The following is a 19,307-nucleotide window of genomic DNA, read 5'->3' on the forward strand; positions in this document are numbered from 1 at the left end:
AGTAATCAGACCTAAATTACCATTTCTGGCTTTTCGATTGCCGCTATTGTTTTAAATAATTCATTTAAAGATATGATAAATACTTTTTTACAAGATCGACAGGTGTGATATTTTTGAGTATAAGCTTTTATTTATCGTATAGAATATAACTTTTCAACAGAGCAAGGGTTAAAAAGTATTTTTTAAAAGCAATTAATTTCCTAAGGAATTAAATCCGTATTTTCAAATATAGATTCGCATGGTTTATTAACCACTCTCAAAGGCGCAAGATCAAAAGATATTGAAATGAAAAGGATAAAATCGTTTATACTGTACAAAACTTAACCGGCATACTTTAATCGAAAATTGCAACAATGATTTTCTAAAAATATTCTTCTTAGTAAAAGCCCATATTATTTAGTAATTTCCGTTTTTTGCTAAACTATGCGTTTACTAGCCTTCTTTTTATTTTTTAGTTTCAGCCTGTTTGCGCAGGAATTACCTCCAATAACCAATTTTGATCCCGGTATTTATAATGCTGGCAATCAAAACTGGATGATTTCCCAGGCGCCTAATAATCATATTTATGTGGCCAATAACCTGGGACTGCTCAGCTTTAACGGGGAGCAATGGAATCTTCATAAAGTTCCTAATGCAAGTGCAGTTCGCTCGGTTTTGGCCCAGGAAGATAGGATCTACACCGGTTCTTATATGGATTTTGGCTTTTGGGAACACAGTAAAAAAGGGGAGCTAACCTACACCAGTCTTACTGATCTTTCTAAAGAGGAGATTTTGGATGGCGAACAATTTTGGCATATTGCTGCCTTAGAAGAATACATAGTTTTTCAAAGTTTACGCAGACTGTATAGCTACAATAAAAAAACCGGTCAGTTAAGTACAATTACCGCCGGCGATATTATTTCGAATTTATTTAGGGTAGACAATAAGTTATACTACCAGGTAGCCGAAGATGGTTTATACGCTATAGATAATGGTGTAATAGAACGCGTGATTACCAATGCCGAAATTGAAGATAAACCCATTATTGGACTGTTCCCTTTCGAGGAAAATAAAATGCTGGCTGTCACCCGAGATGACGGACTTTTTACCATAGAAGGGAATACCTGGCGGCCTTACCAATTCGAAAACTATCCAATAGAGGAAAGTATTTTTACCGCGCAATTACTCGAGGATAAAACATTGGTGTTGGGCAGCATTGGTGATGGTTTACATGTTTATAACCTAGAAACTTCCCTGAAATACCAATTGTTACAACCGGTGATTAATAACAACACTGTTTTATCAATAATGGAAGATAAAGCAGGTAATATTTGGGGCGGCCTGGACAATGGTTTGGTGCTTATTAATCGCAAAAGTCCGTTTAAATTGTTTACAGATATCTACGGAAAAGTAGGTACGGTTTATTCCAGCTACCAATTCCAGGATCATTTATATTTAGGTACTAACCAGGGCTTATATGTGAGCAATGATACTTCTAAAGACTATGAACTTATTCCCGGCACCAGCGGGCAGGTTTGGAGTATTAATGAAATAAACGGAAAATTATTCGCCGGTCACGATCGTGGGGTTTTCGCGATAAAGGGTAATACTGCTAATCATATTTTTGATGGTCAGGGTGTTTGGGAAATTAAGGAATTCAAGAACGGGTTGCTCCAGGGACATTACGATGGAATTAGTTTTTGGGAAGATGGCAAATTTGAAAAAGACCCGAAGTATTTGGCTAATTTCGATCTTTCTTCACGTAACCTTATAGTTGAAAATGATTCGATAATTTGGGTGGGCCACGATCACAAAGGAATTTTTAAGCTGAAAATTGATACTGAGGTCAGGGAAGTAAAAAGTAAAGAAAATTATAACGTATCCTATCAGGGCGGGATGGGCTTAAAAGTATTTCAGTTCAATGATTCTATATATTATTCTACTGAAGATGAAATTTATAAATATGATCCTTCCAAAAATAAATTCCTTCAGGAGAACAATTTAAACGCGCTTATAGAGGAACCTCGAATTACTGGAATTTCTGAAGTTTTGCCAGACAATACCTGGTGGAGTTTTGGCAAAGAAAATCTTGTTTATGTAACCAGGGACGCATTTCAGGATAGATTAAGTGCAAAGTCGGTAGCAATTCCTATAGAATATAGAAGTATAGCAAAAGGATTTGAGAATATTTCGCTAATTGGTGAACGCGAGTACTTGGTGGGATCTAATTTAGGATATACTATTTTTTCTACGCCTTTAGATCTTCCAGAGATGGAGAAACTTAGTATTAATAAGGTTTCTACGGCTAGTTTAGAGAATAATTTCAGCAGTCATGGATTACAGCTCGAGAATCTGGAATTACCCAATGCCGAAAATAATATCAATTTTGAATTCAGTATTCCTGTTTACTCTAAACTTACAAAACCGGTTTACAGCTATAGAATTAACGGCTTTAGTAAGGGTTGGAGCGATTGGCAAACCAATGGGAGTGCTACTTTTGAAAATATGCCATCGGGCGATTATGTTTTTGAAGTAAGAGGTAAATACAATAATAAAATTAGCGAGATCGCTTCCTATACTTTTAGTATTGCTCTGCCCTGGTATGCTACTACCACTGCAATAATTATTTACATTCTGTTGTTTCTACTGCTCATTTTTATCCTGCATAAAATTTATACAGGATATTTCCGAAAACAACGCAACAGGTTGATGGAGCGTAACCGCAAGAAAATTGAAATTAAGCAGTTAGAATCCCAGCAGGAGATAATCACGCTTCAAAATCAAAAGTTAGAGTCAGATATGGCATCTAAAAACCGGGAACTCGCTGCTTCTACGATGAACCTGATTAAAAAGAATGAATTTTTAAATGAACTGAAGAAAAGATTGACTTCAGCAAAAAATGAAGATGATATCCAAAAAGTTATTTCAGTAATCAATAAAAATATTGCCGAAAAAGATAACTGGAAACTGTTTAAAGAGGCCTTTGATAATGCCGATAAAGATTTCCTTCAATCGGTAAAAGAAGCACATCCAAACCTTACTTCCAACGATCTTAAACTTTGCGCTTATTTAAGGTTGAATTTATCTTCAAAAGAGATTGCTCCATTGCTAAATATTTCGGTGCGAAGTGTCGAAATAAAACGATATCGTTTGCGTAAAAAGATGGATTTAGACCATGATCAGGGTTTAGTGGAGTACATCCTCAAGTTTTGAGCACTTAACATTTAACCATTTTACCACAACATCGCCTCAACATTCTTGTTAAAAGCCCTAAAATCAATACTTCAAGTGATTTTTTTTGAAACTGCGTAATCTTCGGTTTCAGAGCGCTATAATAACAAATTCGTAAAATTTTCTCCTTATAATTTTCATGTTGAAGTATTGTAAAGGCGCTTTTTCTATGGCCTTAACAATTAATTAATAAATTGAATTCGAATTAAAATCTCAACAAATGAATAGAATACTTGTACTAATTTTGTTTTGTATTGGAACCTTTTCCTTGCAAGCACAAAACTTTTCGGTTTCGGGAACCGTAGATGAAGCAGACACCGGTCTTCCGCTCCCCGGAGTGAACATTATTTTAAAGAATACTACTAATGGTGTGGTAACCGATTTTGACGGTAATTATACCATTAATAATATTGCGGCTGGAGATGTTCTGGTTTTTTCTTATGTAGGTTTTTTACCGCAGGAAATAACCGTAGGGGAAAATCAAACAGAAATTAATGTTAGTTTAAATACAGATTCTGCTGCTTTAGATGAAGTGGTGGTAATTGGTTATGGAACGCAGCAAAAGAAAGATATTACAGGAGCTGTTTCGGTAGTATCAAATGAAACTATTGAGCAGCTTAATCCTATTAAGGTAGAACAAGCCTTGCAGGGTACTGCGGCTGGGGTTAATGTAACACCATCTTCTGGTGCACCCGGTGCAGGTATTAATATTAATATTCGTGGTATTGCTTCCAATAGTGAAAATGGACCGCTTGTACTTATAGACGGTTACCAGGGAGATTTAAATACTATTAACCCTAACGATATAGAATCTATTTCTATTCTAAAGGATGCTCAGGCTGCTATTTATGGTATTGCCGGTGCTAACGGGGTTGTTTTGGTAACTACTAAATCTGGTAAAAAGAATACCGCTCCTACTATACAATATGATGCTTACGTAGGGGTTCAGGAAACTTCAAGAGAACTTCCTTTACTTAATGCTACAGAATATGGTTTGCTTTTAAATGAAAGCTATGCCAATAACGGACAGGCTTTACCATTTCCAAATGTTAGTGAATTAGGTAGAGGTACAAATTTTCAGGAAGAAGTTTTTGATACTTCTCCAATTATGAGTCATAACCTTACCTTAAATGGAGGTTCAGAAAAAGTAACTTACTCTTTTGGGGTTTCGCACCTTGACCAGGAAGGAATTATTGGCGCTAAAAAATCTGATTTCCAAAGAAGCACCGCCAGGTTTAATATTGGGGTAGATATTTCAGATGCATTCACTTTTACCGGGAATACTATTTATACAAGTATAGACAGGAGATCAATAAACGAGAACGGTTTAGGATCAGTACTTTTTAACGCACTAAACATTCCACCAACTTTCGGTGTAGATCAGGAAGATGTTAATGGAACCCTGGGGAACGAGATCATTAACCCGCTTTCGCAAATTGAAAACACTTTTAATGACTATAATCTGAATAAATTCAATGGCTCATTCAGTCTTGATTATATGCCGATAGATGAATTGACATTTACCTCAAGAATAGGGTATAGTCTTTCTACTTCAAAAGGAAAAGATTTCGCGCCAATTATAGATTATGGTCCGGGTAAGGTTTTCAATAATGTGCGTAGTACAGTAAATCAAAATAGAATTAACGATAATTCTTATACGTATGACCTTTTTGGAACTTACGAAAACACTTTTGATGAGACACATCACCTAACAGGAACTGCCGGTATGACGGTAATTAGAAACTGGGGAGATGGTTTATATGCCACTGGTTATGATGTTCCTAACAATTCATGGGATTTTGCAGATATAAGCTTAACCACCGGAACTAATGATGGTTTAAACAACAGTGCTTATAAATATGATATTAGAAAATTATCTTTCTTCGGAAGACTACAATACGATTATAAAGGAAAATACCTTGTTTCAGGTATGCTTCGTAGAGATGCTTCTACCAGGTTTGGACCAGAAAATCGTGTAGGTTACTTCCCTTCTGCAACTGCAGGTTGGATTCTTTCAGAAGAAGATTTCTTAAGTGATTCTAACGTGATTTCTTTCTTGAAATTAAGAGGTAGTTTTGGTATTCTTGGTAATGATGAAGCCGGTGGCGCCGAGTTCTACCGTTCTTTATTAAACGGTGAAGCTACTTATGTTTTAGACGGAAACTTAGTGAACGGTACCGCATTAGGTAGAATTGCCAATCCTGCTTCAGGATGGGAAGAAGCCGAGAAAACTAATATTGGTATAGATCTAAGACTTTTAAATAACAAAATCGATATATCTGCCGATGTGTTTAGAGAAGATCGTAAAGATCTATTGATTGCCGGTATTCCTGTTTCAGGAATCTTTGGTGGCGGTGCACCGGGTTCTGGAGCTCCAACCATTAACGCGGGAACTACCCGAAATGAAGGTTTAGAATTTGCTATAAATTATAAAGAGAATTTTGGAGACGATATTCGAGTTGGAGTTGGTTATAATGCCACTTTCTTAAGAAACGAAGTTACCGAAGTGAATGGAACCGAGTTCCTTCCAGGCGGGCAATTTGGTGTGGGACAACCACAACCGGCACGTTTCCAGGAAGGTTTCCCAATTGGTTACTTCTACGGATATGAAACTGACGGGATCTTCCAAAATCAGGCAGAAGTAGATGCGCATCCTTCACAGGAAACTTTAGGTGCAGCAGCTTCTCCCGGAGATATTCGTTACGTAGACACAAATGGTGACGGAGTTATAAATGTAGATGACCGTACTAATATTGGTGATCCTATTCCTACCGCTACAATGGGTCTAAACCTTAATTTTAGCTATAAGAATTTTGATTTTACCGCTTATACCTACGCTTCTTTAGGAAACGATATGGTAAGAAATTACGAGCGTAATCAACCAAATGTAAATCGTCACGCTTATTATTTAGAAAGATGGACAGGGCCGGGAACCAGTAACGAAGTGCCACGTGTAACAACGGGTGCAACTTCTAATGTTGCTTTTTCAGATTTTTATGTGGAAGATGCTTCTTATGCCAGGCTCCAGAATGTTCAAATAGGTTATAGCCTACCTGAAACATTCCTTGAAAAAACAGGAATTAACCGTTTAAGGATTTACACTTCGGTACAAAACCTTTACACATTTACCAATTATAAAGGTTTTGATCCTTCGGCTTCAACCGGGGAAGCCATTGGTGGTGGAATTGACTACGGTTTTTATCCAGTCCCAAGAATTTTCCTTGCCGGATTAAACCTTAACTTTTAAAAAATCGCACAATGAAGAGATACAATAACATATTCAATAAGATGCTTCTGTTGCTCCTGTTGGCTTTTAGCTTTGGATGTACCGAAGATTATTTGGATGAAACTGAAGAATACACAATAGATTCAGAAAACTATTTTAATTCTGAAGAAGATTATTATAACGCGATGATTGGCGTTTATGATATCTTACAATCTACTTATGTAAATGTATTGCTGGGCGAAATTGCTTCAGATAATACCCTAAGTGGAGGTGAAAGCGCCAACGATGTTATAGGCTTTCAACAAGTAGACGAAATGACGCACACCCCTGTAAACGATAACCTGGACGACGTTTGGGATTGGAATTTTGCCGGGGTACAACGCGCAAACTACGTTTTGGAATTTCAGGACAAAACAGATTTTGAAGGTCGCGAAATGATTATTGCTGAGGTTCGTTTTTTAAGAGCTTATTTTACTTTTGAATTAGTAAAATGGTTTGGACCAATTCCAATAAAAGGAGATGAGCGTTTTGTATTGGGAGATGAGACCTCTGTGCCAAGAGCTTCTACCGAAGAAGTTTACGCACAAATTGAAAGCGATTTACAATTTGCTATAGACAACCTTAATTATACCGCACCAGAAACTGGTAGAGCAACCAAAGGAGCTGCAATGGCTTTGCTTGGTAAAGCGCATTTATATCAGGAAGAATTTGATGAAGCTGCAAATGTATTGACAGATTTGATCGAAAATGGTCCTTACGCTTTAGCAGATTTTGATACTCTTTTCTTACAGGAAGGCGAGAATAACGAAGAATCTGTTTTTGAAGTACAGTATACAGGTGAAGAAGGAGCAGGTTTTGGATGTTTACAGTGTAGTGAAGGTAACGTAGCCGTAGGTTTCCAGGGAATAAGAAATTATTCGGGTCCTGTTTTTGAACCTGGTTTCAGTTTTAATGTTCCTACTCAAGAAGCTTACGATATGTTTACTGAAGATGATATCAGGAGAGAGCCTTCTATTTTAGATATAGAAGCCTGGGCAGCCGAAACTGGCGCAACTTATGCCGAAGGTTATAAGCATACCGGTTATTTTAACCGAAAGTATCTTCCAAGAGAAAATGATAACGTAGGTGATGCTAACCTTACCCAGCCTAATAATTACCGCTCTATTCGTTACGCCGATGTGTTATTGATGGCTGCTGAAGCCCTGAACCGTGGTGGAATAGACGATAGTGAGGCTAGAACTTACCTTAATGTAGTTCGTGAGAGAGCAGGATTAGATAGCGTAGATGCCGCAGGAAATGCTCTTACCGAAATTATCTACGAAGAAAGAAGAAAAGAATTAGTAGGCGAAGGTCACCGTTTCTTTGATTTGGTAAGAACCGGCAGAGCCGCAGATAACATTGAAGGATTTACTGCAGGGAAAAACGAACTTTTCCCTATTCCGTTAGAAGAAATAGAATTTTCTCAGGGTAACTGGGAGCAAAATCCGGGATACTAAAACATTAGAATTATGAAAAGACATTATAAAATAATTTTTGCATTCCTTCTTGCTCTGCCATTTTTTGGCTGCGAGAGTGATGACGATGCCCTTGTAGATCTTGAGCAGGTACAGGCACCGGCAAATTTGGGTGCAACATTTCAAATAACTCAAGATAATTCCGGTTTGGTAGAGATTACCCCAACCGGTGAAGGAGCTGCGGAGTATACCGTAGATTTCGGCGATGGTTCTACTCCTGCAGAAGGGATTAAAGTAGGAGACGCTGTAGAACACGATTATGCAGAAGGTGAATATGAAGTAGAGGTTACCGGGATTAATATTAACGGTAAAATGGCTTCAGGAATTCAGCCTTTAACCGTTTCTTTCCTTGCACCAGAGAATTTGGAAACTGAGATTGTAAAAGATGCCAATAATAATTATTTGGTAACTGTTTCAGCCAGCGCTACAAACGCTGCAATGTTCGAAGTTTATTTTGGTGAAAACGAAGATGAAGAGGCAACTCCCCTTATGCCGGGAGAAACTGTTTCTTATACTTACAGTAGTATAGGTACATACAATGTTCGCGTAGTAGCTCTTAGTGGTGGTGCAGCGACTACTGAAGTTGAACAGGAAATTACTATTACAGATCCGCTTTTCCTTCCTATAGATTTTGAATCAGAAACGCTTAATTATACTTTTAATAATTTTGGTGGCGGCGAAGGAGCAGGAGCACCGGTAATTGATAACCCAGATCCTTCTGGTTTAAATACCAGTGCGAGGGTAGCTTCTTATACTAAACCTGCAGGCTCTGAAATATGGGCAGGAACAACTATTGGTCTTGATGAACCTATAGATTTTTCTTCAGATAAATACATTAGTGTAGATGTATGGTCTCCAGCGGCAGGAACTCCGGTTATTTTTAAGATAGAAAATCTTGATGATGCCGATCTTTTTGTTGAAAGTACTGTAGAAACTACAGTTAGCAATGCCTGGGAAACCCTGACTTTTGATATGTCGGCGGTAGATACAAGCATTGATTACGGTAGACTGGTGCTATTCTTTAACTATGGAACTCCAGGAAATGATGAGACGTATTATTTCGATAATATTCAAACAACCACTTTAGAACCATTAAAACTTCCTATAAATTTTGAATCTGAGAATCTTACCTATGCGTGGGGCGGATTTGGCGGCGCAGGCGCAGGTGTGATAGATAACCCAGATATGTCTGGCATAAACACCAGTGCTAAAGTTACCGAACTTTCTAAAGGAGATGGATCTGAAGTATGGGCAGGGGTTTCTTTAAACCTGGACGAAGCTCTAAGTTTTGAGAACGGAACTACCGTTAAAATGAAAACCTGGTCTCCAGAAGCTGGAGTGCCGATCCTGTTGAAGTTTGAAGACTCAGATTCAGCACCAGACAATAACGGAAACCCTTCAGTATTTGTTGAGGTAACTCAAAATACTACGGTTGCTAATCAATGGGAAGAGCTTTCTTTTGATCTAAGCACTTTTGACGCTTTTAACGAAAGTGTAGGTTATGACCGTTTGATCGTATTCTACGACTTCAACAGCCCTGGTGAAGGCAATAGCTTTTACTTTGATGATGTTACTATTGGCGAGGTACAAACCGAATATATTTCACTTTTTAGTGATGTTGCTGATGATGTGGCAGTTGATACCTGGAGAACTAGCTGGTCTATTTCAGACTATGAAGAAATAGAGTTTGACGGAAAATTGTCTAAACATTATTTCAACTTAGATTACGTTGGAATTGAAACAATCGCCAATCCTGTAGATGCTTCAAATATGACGCATTTCCATACCGAATTCTATACCGATAATGCTACTGTTTTTAGAGTGAAGTTGGTGGATCTTGGTCCTGATGGTGTTTTTGGAGGAGGAGACGATTCTGAATCAGAAATTGTTATAGAGAATCCTGCCCAGAATGAATGGGTAAGTTTGGATATTCCACTATCAGAATTTGAGAACCTTGATGGGATGGCCAACATCGGACAGCTTATTTACTCTGGTTTACCTGCTGGAGGGGTTAATGTTTATGTGAACAACATTTATTTTCGTAATTAAAAAGCATAAAAATGAAAAATATATTTAAAACAAGTCTTGCGGTACTTTCGCTGGTTTTTTTCAGCGCCTGTTCCAACGACGATTATGATATAGGTGATATTACCACACCTTCTAACCTAAGTGTTACCGCTGAAGTGGTAGGGCAAACTGAGGAAATGCCTAATGGCGACGGTAGTGGCGCAGTAAGCTTTACCGCCAGCGCCGATAACGCCATGACCTACAAGTTTATTTATGGCGATGGTTTTGAAGAAGTTTCTGCTTCTGGAGAAACCACCCATAGTTTTAACGAGAACGGGGTAAACGATTATACGGTAACAGTTGTGGCCTCGGGTACAGGGGGAGCTTCCTCGAATATGACCACCACCGTAACTGTTTTTAGTGATTTCAGCGATCCGGAAACTAAGGAGTTACTTACCGGCGGAAGTTCAAAAACCTGGTATGTGGCGGCCTCACAGCCGGCTCACCTTGGTGTAGGCCCAAGCTCTGGAGAAGGATTTACGGCTCCTATATACTATGCAGCTGCTCCTTTTGAAAAAGCGGGTGCAGATGTTAGTTCTTGTTTCTATACCGATGAAATGACGTTTAGCCTGAATGAAAATGATAATATAGTTTACAATTACAATAACAATGGGCTAACCTTTGTAAATGTAGCTTACACCGGTGATTTTGGTGGAGATGGATCTGAAGACCAGTGTCTTGATTTTGGTAATACTGGAGACTTTAGTGCTTCTCTTTCTCCTTCAACTTCTGGGTTGCCAGAAGATGCTACTACCGGTACGGTAATTAATATCGCTGGCGGTGGAACAATGAGCTACTATGTAGGTTCAAGTTCTTACGAAGTTCTTAATATTACACCAACTACAATGGATGTGAGGGTAATACCGGGTAACGATCCTGCTTTGGCGTGGTATTTAAAATTCACTACTTCCCAGGGTGGAGAAGAAGAGGAAGAATTTGAGAGTCAGTTTAACACCGAGATCTGGTCAGATGAGTTTGATGGTGATGCACTTAATACCGATAACTGGAACTATGAAACTGGTAACGGCAGCAATGGCTGGGGTAATAATGAAGCTCAGTATTATACAGATGCTGAAGACAACGTAAAAGTAGAAAACGGAAACCTTGTAATTACAGCAAAAAGAGAAGCTGAGAGTGGTTTTGATTTTACTTCTGCCAGAATAACTACTAAAGATAAATTCGAATTTACCTTTGGTCGTGTAGAGGTTCGTGCAAAATTACCTGCAGGAGGGGGAACCTGGCCTGCAATCTGGATGCTTGGCGCTGCATTTCCTGAAGAATCATGGCCAGGAGTTGGTGAAATGGATATTATGGAATTTGTAGGAAACGATCCCGATAGAATTTCATCTGCCTTACATTTCCCTGGAAATTCAGGAGGTAACGCTATTGTAGGAGACACAGAAGTTTCTGACGTAACCTCAGAGTTCCACATATACGAAGTTGAATGGACAGCGGAAAAGATCACTTTCCTAATGGATGGTGTGCCGCATTTGGAGTTTGATAATAATGATTCAACTCCTTTTCAAGAAGACTTTTTTATCATACTAAATGTTGCTATGGGAGGTACTCTTGGAGGTAATATTGCTGATGATTTTCAAGAATCTTCTATGGAAGTGGATTATGTGAAAGTTTTCCAGGAATAATATTATTTTAAAAATCAGACTGCCTGATTACTATGTAATTTTACGGTTGAAGATAATTTGTTTGTAGGCCACAAACTTAATTACCACACACATAGTCCAGGCAGTTTTTTTATGCTCAAAAAAATGAAAAAACGTTATCTGTTAGGTGTTTTCCTGTTGAGCTGTTTTATAGCAAAAGGGCAGGATTCAACCATAAAAAGTTCGGTTAAAAATGTAGAAGCCAAAGTAGATTCGGTTTTAGCATTAATGACCCTGGAAGAGAAAGTTGGACAGCTTGTTCAATACAACGGTAGCTGGGATCTTACCGGTCCTGCTTCTGAAATGAATAACAAACAAAAAGAAGAAAATCTTAAGGCGGGTAAGGTAGGCGCTATGCTAAATGTACTTTCGGTAGAAGCTACCAAAGAGGCACAGAAGCTGGTGATGGAAAATTCTCGGTTAAAGATTCCTTTAATGTTTGGTTATGATGTAATACACGGGTATACTACTATTTTCCCTGTGCCGCTGGCAGAAACAGCTAGTTGGGACCTGGAAGCTATGGAGAAAACAGCAGAAATTGCAGCATTAGAATCTGCAGCTAACGGGGTGAACTGGACCTTCTCGCCTATGATAGATGTTTCCCGGGATGCACGTTGGGGAAGAATTATGGAGGGATCTGGTGAAGATCCTTATCTAACCTCTAAAGTAGCAGTTGCTAAAGTAAAAGGTTATCAAAGTAACGATCTTGCCAACCCGCGTAGTATAGCTGCTACGGCAAAGCATTTTGCCGGTTATGGTTTTGGTGAAGCCGGTAGAGATTATAATACCGTGCATATTGGTGAGAACGAACTTCACAACACCATTCTTCCACCTTTTAAAGAAGCTGCCAAAGCGGGCGTTGCTACCTTTATGAATGCTTTTAATGATATAGATGGTACTCCAGCCACTGCGCATAAAACCCTTCAACGTGAGATCTTAAAAAAGGAATGGGATTGGGATGGATTTGTAGTTTCAGATTGGGGTTCTATCCCAGAAATGATCGCGCATGGGTTAGCGCGTGATAAAAAGCACGCAGCACAAATTGCTTTAAATGCGGGTAGTGACATGGATATGGAAGGTGGCGCTTACGAATCTAGCCTGGTAAGCCTTGTAGAAGAAGGAAAAGTAAGTCAGGAATATATAGATGATGCCGTAAAACGTGTTCTTCGTGTAAAATTTAAACTAGGATTGTTTGATGATCCTTATTTATATGCTAATCCAGAACTTTTAGAGAATATCTCTTTTGAAGAGCATAGAAATGTAGCTCGGGATGTAGCTAAAAAATCTATTGTTCTGCTAAAGAATGAAAATGACCTGCTGCCAATTCAGGATTCTATTAAGAAAATCGCTGTGATCGGGCCATTAGCCGATGATAAAGATACACCTATTGGAAACTGGAGAGCACAGGGAGAAGCTAATTCGGCTGTTTCTTTACTTGAAGGTTTAAAAAACAATATGAATAAAGATGTAGAAATTAGCTATGCTAAAGGTGCAGATCTTGGTATGGGGGAAAGAAGTTTTTTAATGCCCTTAAAGATTAATGAAACCGATACATCGGGATTTCAGGAAGCTATTAATAAAGCTTCTGAGGCCGATTTGGTAATTATAGCCCTTGGTGAAGATGCATTTCAAACCGGTGAAGGAAGGAGTCAGGTAGATGTTGGTTTAGCTGGCGTTCAGCAGGAATTACTTAAAGAAATTCGCAAAGTGAACAAGAATATTGTTTTGATGCTTATTAACGGGAGACCATTGGAGATCACGTATGCTTCAGAAAATATTCCGGCTATAGTTGAAGCCTGGCAATTAGGATCAGAAAGCGGAAATGCGATTGCCGATGTTTTACTGGGAGATTATAATCCTTCGGGAAAACTTCCGGTGTCTTTTCCACGTGCAGTAGGTCAGGAGCCTCTTTACTATAATCAAAAAAGTACAGGACGTCCTTCTAATCCTACTCATGTGACTTATTCTGGATATACCGATGAGAAGAAAGATGCACTTTATCCTTTCGGATTTGGACTTAGTTATACCAATTTCGAATACGGAGATTTAACAATTTCAGCAGAAGAACTTACTCCTGGCAGCCCTATTGAAGTGAGCTTTAGTCTTAGTAATACCGGTGAAAAGGAAGGTAAAGAAATCGTTCAGTTATATATAAAAGACATAGTAGCGAGTACTACGCGCCCGGTTAAGGAACTTAAGGGCTTTGAAGCGGTACAATTAGCTCCGGGGGAAACAAAGACCGTAACTTTTGAAATTAACGAAGAAATGCTTCAGTTTTATACTGCTAATGAAAAGTGGGAGTCTGAGGCTGGTGAATTTGAAGTTATGATTGGCGGAAATTCTAGAGATCTTCAAACAGTTAAGTTCAGTTTAAAAAAATAAATATGAAGAAGAGAAGTATAATTTCAGGACTTTTCCTATTTGTAGGTCTACAGCTTAGTGCCCAGGAATTAATTTGGGAAGAGAATTTTGAAGGTGATTCCCTAAATATGGAGAACTGGAGCTACGAAACCGGTGACGGCTGTCCCGATCTCTGCGGCTGGGGGAACAATGAGCGCCAAATTTACAATGAAGATTATGTAACTATAAAAGATGGAAATCTAGTAATTACCGCCGATAAGGTTGGTGATGCTTATTACAGCGGAAAAGTGAACACTAAAGATAAGTTCGAGTTTCAATATGGAACTGTTGAGGTTAGAGCTAAGTTGCCCGATGGGCACGGACTTTGGCCTGCAATCTGGATGCTAGGTAATAATATAAATGAAGTGGGTTGGCCTGCTTCGGGTGAAATTGATATTATGGAATTTGTAGGTAGGAAACCTGATACTATTCATAATGCGTTGCACACACCGGCAAGCCACGGCGATACTGAAAATATTGAGACCACGCGGATAGAAAATGTAACTTCAGATTTCCACGTTTTTAAAATGAACTGGACTGAAGACGCAATAACCTTCTACATAGATGATGAAAAAACCTATACCTTTTCACCATCAGAAAAGAATGAGGAAACTTATCCTTATAGGCATCCGTTCTATTTTTTACTGAATCTTGCAGTAGGTGGTAATTTTGGTGGACCGGAAGTGGACGATTCCATTTTTCCAAAGCAATTTTTAATAGATTATGTAAAGGTTTATAAATAAAAAGGTCAATTACTGAATTTTTTGACTTACCCTGTAGACTTTGGTTTGCAGGGTTTTTTATTGCATTTCATTTTCAGCCTATTCATTTTTAATATATTTGTCCCTCATAATGGCCCCTTATGAATATTACTAGTACTGAAGACATTAAGGAGATAAAAAGGCTTCAAACCTTACTCTCCTATAATATTTTAGACACTCCCTACGAAGAGGATTTTGATGAATTAGCACAGCTCATTGCCCTTATTTGCGATGTGCCAATTGCTGTTATTTCTATGATAGATGATAAAAGGCAATGGTATAAAGCAAAAGTGGGTATAGATGAGAACGAAACGCCTAAAGAAGAGACATTCTGCCAATATACGGTGTTGCAGGATGAACTCATTGAAATACCTGATGCTCTATTAGATGAACGCGTTAAAAATAATCCTCATGTAACTTCCGAAAATGGAATTCGGTTCTATGCCGGAATGCCTTTAAAAGCCGAAAACGGTTCAAATATTGGAACTGTATGTGTGGTTGATGGTAAACCGAAAGAGCTAAACGACCGGCAAAAAAAAGCATTGAAATTGCTTACAAAGCAAGCTATGCACCTTATAGAGGTTAGGCAGAAAAATAAAAGCCTGGGAACCGAATTGAATAGTATTCTTGAAAAAAAGGTAGAGCAAACCCAAAGGAAACTTGAGCTTAAGGAAATTGAGAATAAAGACCTGATGAAGGCAGTCAAGAATTCTAGTGGTGTCGTAGAATTTAATCCAGACGGTACAATAATTTCCATAAATAAGAATTTTGAAGAGATTTCTGGTTATTCTGAAAGTGAACTCCTGGGCAGTCATCACAAAATGCTAATTACCCCAAAGGATTATGCAGAAAGCGACCAATTATGGAAATCTTTAGGCCAGGGAATATTTAAAACCGGCCGGGTACGTAGAATACACAAAGACGGAGCAGAATTTTATTTACAGGCGAGTTATAATCCTATCCAGAATCTTGAGGGAAAAGTGATAAAAGTTGTTAAGATTTCCCAGGATATTACCAAAGAAATTGAGGCCGCTATATCACTGCAAAAAGCCAAAGAAATGGCTGAAAATCTCAATGAACAAAAAGACAATTTTATTGCCAATGTGAGTCATGAGATTAGAACGCCAATTCACGCCGTGCTTGGATTTACCGATCTTTTATTGGAAAACGAAGATGATAAGCACAAAATTAATTACTTAAATGCAGTGAAAATTGCCGGTGATTCCCTGCTGTTTATTGTAAACGATATTCTGGATCTTTCAAAAATGGAAGCTGGGCTATTGCAAATAGATAAGGATGTTTTTAATGTTAGAGAGGTAGTTAGCAGGGTTTTTTCAATTTTACACCTTAAAGCACACCAAAAGAGAATTGAATTTGAACCATTTGTTAGTCCGGATGTTCCAGAATTATTGATAGGTGATAAAAACAGGCTTTCCCAAATACTTATCAATCTTTTAGGGAACGCGATAAAATTCACTACAGAGGGAAGTGTAAGCCTTGAAGTCACTGTAATTAAGGATATTTCAAAAAAAACGATACTGAATTTTAAAGTTTCAGACACCGGAATTGGAATTCCGCAAGATAAATTAGATACTGTTTTTCAACGTTTTTTACAGGCAGAAGAAACCACCTCGCAAAAATACGGCGGTACCGGCCTGGGACTTAATATCTCCAGGCAGCTTATAGAAAAACAGGAAGGGAGTATTGAAGTGAAGAGTGAACATGGAAAGGGAACCGATTTCATTTTTGATATTCCATTTGAAAAGCCTTTAGAACAACTTGAAATTTCACAAGCTGAGGCAGACGAGATTTTTCAGGATTATACGGGTAAAATACTGGTTTGTGAGGATAGTGAACTAAACCAACGTTTGGTTAGAGCTATTTTAAAGCGAAAAGGCTTAAAAGTGGATGTGGCGTCAAATGGCGAAAAGGCACTTTCGTTTTTAGAAGAAAATAGCTACGATCTTATTTTTATGGATGTACAAATGCCGGTTAAAAATGGTTATGAAACTACCAAAATTATTAGAGATCAATTGAAACTTTCCACTCCTATTGTGGCGTTAACAGCAAATTTTATGGCTGCAGAAAGACAAAAATGTAAAGAGGTTGGAATGGACGATTATTTAGCAAAACCATTTCAAAAGAACCAATTATTTGAAAAAGTTGAAAAGTGGGTTAATGTTTAAAATAATATTGCAAAGCTTAAGTGAAATTAGGTAAACCAAATTAGAAGGAAGTTCAACTCCATACCAGCAAATGTTAAAGTAAAGCGAATTTTTATTATATTTATATAGTGTTGCCCCCACACAAAACCATCTTACCTGTTTTTACGTTATATAACCCAAACCATAGTTTTTGGGAGATAATATTATTGTGGTACATTACGCACGAATTATGAGGGTCAAAATAAATTTTTTATTTATTATAATCATGCTGCTTTTATCTACAGGTATTTCAGCACAGGTTCAGAGCCATAATTTGCCCGAGCCTCAAATGCGAGAAGAGGGTCCTGTTGTACCTCCCGGTCTTCCTATAGATTTCGGCATCTCCGCTTTAATCGCTGCCGGTTTGGGATTTGGGATTCATCATATAAGAAACAGGAAGTAACTACTTTAATTCCTGAATTCGCTTTACGTACTTGCCTATTACATCAAATTCCAGGTTTATAACATCTCCTTCTGTAAAATGTTTAAAAGTAGTATGCTCGTAGGTGTATGGAATTATAGCTACGCTAAATTCGTTCTTCTTTGAATTAACCACGGTCAGACTCACGCCATTTACCGTAATAGATCCTTTTTCTATGGTAATATTCTGTAAAGAGGGGTCATATTCAAAAGTAAATTCCCAGCTTCCGTCTTTCTCCTGTACTTTTTTACAAATAGCGGTTTGATCTACATGTCCCTGTACAATATGGCCATCAAGTCGGTCGCCAAGCTTCATTCCACGTTCCAGGTTTACCGGTGAGCCTTCAGCTAAATCTTTTAAATTGGTTTTTTCCAGGGTTTCGGCTACTGCAGTAACTGTATACTCGTTATCATTAATTGAAATCACAGTTAGACAAACGCCATTATGCGCTACACTTTGGTCTATTTTTAATTCAGGCGTCATTGCCGCTTTTATGCTGAAATGCATATTTCCACCTTCAGGCTTTACGCGACTTACTTCTCCTACTTCTTCAATAATTCCGGTAAACATATCTTTGGATTATTCTTACATTTGTGATGTAAAAATAGAAATAAACAGGGGAAGTTTAATGAAATATCCAGGAACAAATTCATATTTATACCTGGGTTGAGATTGATAAAAGTCGTAGAATAGCTAACCCAAATAATTTGAGCAGATGAAGCACGCGGAAAAGGTGAAATTAGGAATAAGTATAGGAGATTTGAATGGAATTGGCAGTGAAATAGTGCTTAAAACCTTTGATGATTCCCGAATGCTGGATTTTTGTACACCGATTATTTTTGCTTCTACCAAAGTGCTTACGTTCTTAAAGAAGCAATTTAATCTTTCTTTAAATTACCAGGGAATAGATGATGCCTCCAAGGCAATTGACGGAAAAATAAACGTCGTAAACGTATGGAAAGAAGGCGTTAACATTAATTTTGGAGAAGAAGATCCAAAAATTGGGGAATATGCATTTAAATCTTTACAGGCTGCTACCCATGCACTTAAGTCAGATGAAATAGATGTTTTGGTAACCGCACCAATTAATAAACACAGCATTCAGTCGGCAGATTTTAATTTCCCGGGACATACCGATTATTTGGCGAAAGAACTGGAAGGCGAAAGCCTTATGTTTATGATTACCGATACCTTAAAAATAGGCTTGCTTACAGACCACGTAGCTTTAAAGGATATCGCTAATACGATTACACCAGAATTAATCGAAAAGAAACTGAAGATAATCCAGGAAACTTTAAAACAGGATTTTAGAATCCAAAAACCTAAAATCGCTGTTTTGGGTATAAATCCTCATAGCGGAGATAATGGAGTTATTGGGAAAGAAGATGAAGAAATTTTAAAACCAACGCTTCAGAAGTTACGCGATAAAGGAGACCTGGTCTTTGGCCCATTTTCAGCAGATAGTTTTTTCGGCTCAAAAAATTATGTAAATTTTGATGCGGTGGTGGCTTCTTACCACGACCAGGGTTTAATTCCGTTTAAAACCCTGTCTTTTGGGAACGGAGTTAATTTTACCGCAGGATTGAGCAAGGTGAGAACTTCGCCAGATCACGGTACCGCTTTTGAGATAGCCGGAACTAATTCAGCAAATATTAACTCATTTAAGGAAGCTGTTTTTCGTGCTATAGAGATATATAAGTGCCGCGAAGAATATAAGGAGCTCACTAAAAATCCTTTAAAGAAACAGGGTAAAAAGTTATAAACAAAAATTTGTTTATAACAGCGCTCTAATTTATTAATTTTTATATATTTGCACCCGCCTAAGCAGAAGCTGCTCGGGCAA

11 protein-coding genes are annotated in these 19,307 nt (G+C 38.0%); 10 read left to right on the top strand and 1 reads right to left on the bottom strand.

The window, feature by feature from the left end; translation table 11 throughout:
• Positions 1 to 423 precede the first annotated feature (423 nt).
• From APB85_RS05720 to APB85_RS05760, 9 genes are all read left to right on the top strand, one after another.
• Positions 424 to 3,192 carry a helix-turn-helix and ligand-binding sensor domain-containing protein gene (locus APB85_RS05720; protein ID WP_057482380.1) on the top strand — a complete coding sequence of 923 codons (2,769 nt, stop codon included), beginning with the start codon at positions 424 to 426 and terminating at the stop codon, positions 3,190 to 3,192.
• 238 nt (positions 3,193 to 3,430) lie between these two features.
• Positions 3,431 to 6,457 carry a SusC/RagA family TonB-linked outer membrane protein gene (locus tag APB85_RS05725; protein ID WP_057482381.1) on the top strand — a complete coding sequence of 1,009 codons (3,027 nt, stop codon included), beginning with the start codon at positions 3,431 to 3,433 and terminating at the stop codon, positions 6,455 to 6,457.
• An 11-nt stretch (positions 6,458 to 6,468) separates the two neighbouring features.
• Complete coding sequence (locus APB85_RS05730; protein WP_057482382.1) at positions 6,469 to 7,932, top strand: RagB/SusD family nutrient uptake outer membrane protein; 1,464 nt, start codon at positions 6,469 to 6,471, stop codon at positions 7,930 to 7,932.
• A 12-nt stretch (positions 7,933 to 7,944) separates the two neighbouring features.
• Complete coding sequence (locus APB85_RS05735; RefSeq protein WP_057482383.1) at positions 7,945 to 9,999, top strand: phage tail protein; 2,055 nt, start codon at positions 7,945 to 7,947, stop codon at positions 9,997 to 9,999.
• A gap of 11 nt (positions 10,000 to 10,010) precedes the next feature.
• The gene (locus tag APB85_RS05740) at positions 10,011 to 11,660 is read left to right on the top strand and encodes a family 16 glycosylhydrolase (protein WP_057482384.1); all 1,650 of its coding nucleotides are present in this window, start codon (positions 10,011 to 10,013) and stop codon (positions 11,658 to 11,660) included.
• A gap of 123 nt (positions 11,661 to 11,783) precedes the next feature.
• The gene (gene bglX / locus APB85_RS05745; protein WP_057482715.1) at positions 11,784 to 14,060 is read left to right on the top strand and encodes a beta-glucosidase BglX; all 2,277 of its coding nucleotides are present in this window, start codon (positions 11,784 to 11,786) and stop codon (positions 14,058 to 14,060) included.
• Positions 14,061 to 14,062: 2 nt separating this feature from the next.
• The gene (locus APB85_RS05750) at positions 14,063 to 14,821 is read left to right on the top strand and encodes a glycoside hydrolase family 16 protein (RefSeq protein WP_057482385.1); all 759 of its coding nucleotides are present in this window, start codon (positions 14,063 to 14,065) and stop codon (positions 14,819 to 14,821) included.
• 119 nt (positions 14,822 to 14,940) lie between these two features.
• Positions 14,941 to 17,025: a response regulator gene (locus tag APB85_RS05755; protein ID WP_057482386.1), complete on the top strand. Its 2,085-nt coding sequence runs from the start codon at positions 14,941 to 14,943 to the stop codon at positions 17,023 to 17,025.
• A 244-nt stretch (positions 17,026 to 17,269) separates the two neighbouring features.
• Positions 17,270 to 17,446: a PID-CTERM protein-sorting domain-containing protein gene (locus APB85_RS05760; RefSeq protein WP_160319256.1), complete on the top strand. Its 177-nt coding sequence runs from the start codon at positions 17,270 to 17,272 to the stop codon at positions 17,444 to 17,446.
• On the opposite strand, the gene APB85_RS05765 is transcribed toward APB85_RS05760, so the two are convergent.
• Positions 17,447 to 18,034, bottom strand: a complete 588-nt coding sequence (locus APB85_RS05765) for a riboflavin synthase (protein WP_057482388.1) — start codon at positions 18,032 to 18,034, stop codon at positions 17,447 to 17,449. It lies immediately after the preceding gene.
• A gap of 145 nt (positions 18,035 to 18,179) precedes the next feature.
• Between APB85_RS05765 and pdxA the strand changes: the two genes are divergently transcribed.
• Entirely contained in the window at positions 18,180 to 19,226 is a 1,047-nt protein-coding gene (gene pdxA / locus APB85_RS05770) for a 4-hydroxythreonine-4-phosphate dehydrogenase PdxA (protein WP_057482389.1), read from the top strand.
• Positions 19,227 to 19,307 lie beyond the last annotated feature (81 nt).

This window comes from Salegentibacter mishustinae (assembly GCF_002900095.1).
In the GTDB taxonomy this organism is placed as follows: domain Bacteria; phylum Bacteroidota; class Bacteroidia; order Flavobacteriales; family Flavobacteriaceae; genus Salegentibacter; species Salegentibacter mishustinae.

Coding starts and splice junctions, on each gene's coding strand:
- APB85_RS05720 (WP_057482380.1), top strand. CDS start 424: ATGCGTTTACTAGCCTTCTTTTTATTTTTTAGTTTCAGCCTGTTTGCG.
- APB85_RS05765 (WP_057482388.1), bottom strand. CDS start 18,034: ATGTTTACCGGAATTATTGAAGAAGTAGGAGAAGTAAGTCGCGTAAAG.
- bglX (WP_057482715.1), top strand. CDS start 11,784: ATGAAAAAACGTTATCTGTTAGGTGTTTTCCTGTTGAGCTGTTTTATA.
- APB85_RS05750 (WP_057482385.1), top strand. CDS start 14,063: ATGAAGAAGAGAAGTATAATTTCAGGACTTTTCCTATTTGTAGGTCTA.
- APB85_RS05740 (WP_057482384.1), top strand. CDS start 10,011: ATGAAAAATATATTTAAAACAAGTCTTGCGGTACTTTCGCTGGTTTTT.
- APB85_RS05755 (WP_057482386.1), top strand. CDS start 14,941: ATGAATATTACTAGTACTGAAGACATTAAGGAGATAAAAAGGCTTCAA.
- pdxA (WP_057482389.1), top strand. CDS start 18,180: ATGAAGCACGCGGAAAAGGTGAAATTAGGAATAAGTATAGGAGATTTG.
- APB85_RS05735 (WP_057482383.1), top strand. CDS start 7,945: ATGAAAAGACATTATAAAATAATTTTTGCATTCCTTCTTGCTCTGCCA.
- APB85_RS05730 (WP_057482382.1), top strand. CDS start 6,469: ATGAAGAGATACAATAACATATTCAATAAGATGCTTCTGTTGCTCCTG.
- APB85_RS05760 (WP_160319256.1), top strand. CDS start 17,270: ATGCTGCTTTTATCTACAGGTATTTCAGCACAGGTTCAGAGCCATAAT.
- APB85_RS05725 (WP_057482381.1), top strand. CDS start 3,431: ATGAATAGAATACTTGTACTAATTTTGTTTTGTATTGGAACCTTTTCC.